At 72.0% G+C, this 2435-nt stretch carries 2 protein-coding genes; both read left to right on the top strand.

Translation table 11 applies throughout. From position 1 onward, the window contains the following. Positions 1–240 precede the first annotated feature (240 nt). A complete protein-coding gene (gene hemB, locus ACPYOG_RS19065) occupies positions 241–1167 on the top strand; it encodes a porphobilinogen synthase (RefSeq protein WP_481295712.1) in 927 nt (308 codons plus the stop codon). Then, a partial coding sequence (gene hemL, locus ACPYOG_RS19060; RefSeq protein ID WP_481295711.1) for a glutamate-1-semialdehyde 2,1-aminomutase occupies positions 1155–2435 on the top strand: 1281 nt, incomplete at its 3' end. The genes hemB and hemL, both read left to right, overlap by 13 nt.

Genomic DNA, 2435 nt, shown 5'->3' with positions numbered 1-2435 from the left:
CCCCAGATTAGCGAGTGTCTCGTGGGCTCGGAGATGTGTATAAGAGACAGCCCCCACCCCGACCCCGAAGCCGACGACGCCACCGAGAGCTCCTGACCTTTCCGGCCTCCGGCGGCGACGGCGCTCGAAGAACTCCGGACCCGTCGTCTGGGAAACCGTCAGCGCCGCGGGCGTAGGCTCGTACGAGTGAGCGAACTGCACCCCGTCATCCGCCCCCGACGGCTGCGGCAGTCGCCGGCGATGCGCCGGCTGACCGCCGAGACCCGCCTCCATCCGGCCGAGCTGATCCTCCCGCTGTTCGTGCGTGAGGGCGCGAGCGAGCCCGTCCCGATCGGGTCGATGCCGGGCGTGGTGCAGCACAGCCTCGACTCGTTGAAGCGCGCGGCGAACGAGGCGGCCGAGGCCGGCGTCGGCGGGCTCATGCTCTTCGGCGTGCCGGAGACCCGGGATGCGGTGGGCTCCGGCGCGACCGACCCGGACGGCATCCTCAACGTCGCGACCCGCGTCCTCGCCGACGAGGTGGGGGACGCCATCGTGGTGCAGACGGATCTGTGCCTCGACGAGTTCACCGACCACGGCCACTGCGGCGTCCTCGATGCGCGGGGGAACGTCGACAACGACGCCACCCTGCTCCGCTACCGCGACATGGCCGTCGCCCAGGCGGAGGCCGGCTCGCAGCTCCTCGGACTCAGCGGGATGATGGACGGCCAGGTCGCCGCCGTGCGCGAGGCGCTCGACGACGCGGGCCGCACCGACGTGGTGATCCTCGCCTACGCCGCCAAGTACGCCTCCGGCTTCTACGGGCCGTTCCGCGAGGCCGTCGACTCGCAGCTCTCCGGTGACCGCCGGGCCTACCAGCAGGACCCGGCGAACCGCCGTGAGGGCCTGCGCGAGGCGCGACTCGATCTCGAAGAGGGGGCCGACATCCTGATGGTGAAGCCGGCGCTCAGCTACCTCGACGTGCTCAGCGATGTCGCCGCGATCAGCGATGTGCCCGTCTGGGCCTACCAGGTGTCCGGGGAGTACGCGATGGTGGAGGCAGCGGCCGCGAACGGCTGGATCGACCGCGAGCGCATCATCGAGGAGACCCTTCTGGGGGCGCGCCGAGCCGGCGCCGACGCGATCCTGACCTACTGGGCGACCGAGGTGGCGGGGTGGCTGCGATGAGCGACAGCAACGAGCAGGAGTTCGAGCGCGCCCAGCGCGTCATCCCGGGCGGCGTGAACTCACCGGTCCGGGCGTTCGGGTCCGTCGGCGGCACGCCGCGGTTCCTGGTGTCCGCCCGCGGGCCGTACGTCACCGACGCGGAGGGGCGAGAGTACGTCGACCTGGTCGCGTCGTGGGGTCCGGCCATCCTCGGCCACGCCCATCCCGCCGTCGTGGATGCGGTGCAGCAGGCGGCCGCGCGCGGCCTGTCCTTCGGCGCCTCCACCCCGGCGGAGACCGAGCTCGCCGAGACCGTGATCGCGCGCGTGCCGTTCGTCGAGAAGCTGCGGCTCGTCTCGACCGGCACGGAGGCGACCATGAGCGCGATCCGTCTCGCCCGCGGGTTCACCGGCCGCCCGCTGCTCCTCAAGTTCGCCGGTCACTATCACGGACATTCGGACAGCCTCCTGGCCCAGGCCGGCTCGGGCCTCGCGACCCTCGCCCTGCCCGGATCCGCGGGCGTGACCGAGGCGACCGCCGCCCAGACCATCGTGCTGCCGTACAACGACCTGGATGCGGTGCGCGCGGTGTTCGAGGCGCAGGGCCCGGACATCGCCGCCGTCATCACCGAGGCCGCCGCCGCGAACATGGGCGTCGTGCCGCCCGACGAGGGCTTCAACGCAGCCCTCACCGACCTGGCGCACGAGTTCGGCGCGCTGCTCATCCTCGACGAGGTGCTCACCGGCTTCCGGGTCGGCGAGGCCGGTTTCTGGGGTCTCGATCGCGGTTACACGCCCGACCTGGTCACCTTCGGCAAGGTCATCGGCGGAGGGATGCCGCTCGCGGCCCTCGGCGGACGCGCAGACCTGATGGACTTCCTCGCCCCGACCGGTCCGGTGTACCAGGCGGGAACCCTCTCCGGGAACCCGGTCGCGGTCGCCGCCGGTCTCGCGACCCTCGCCAACGCGAATGAGGCCGTGTACGACCGTCTCGACGTGGTCGCCGAGACGGTCTCCGCCGCGGTATCCGATGCGCTCTCGGCGGCCGGCGTGGCCCATAGCGTCCAGCACGCGGGCAACCTGTTCAGCTTCGTCTTCGGCGAGTTCGCCCGCCCGCCGCGCACGTACGCCGAGGTGCAACGCCAGGAGGCGTTCCGCTACCGCGCCTTCTTCCACGCGATGCTCGACGCCGGCGTCTCGCTGCCGCCGAGCGTCTTCGAGGCCTGGTTCGTCACCGCAGCGCACGACGACACCGCCGTCTCCCGCATCCTCGACGCCCTCCCGGCCTGT

Source organism: Leifsonia sp. HAY1-4F (genome assembly GCF_056755275.1).
Note: the sequence above shows the minus strand (reverse complement) of the source record. Positions and strands in the feature narration are given on the sequence as shown.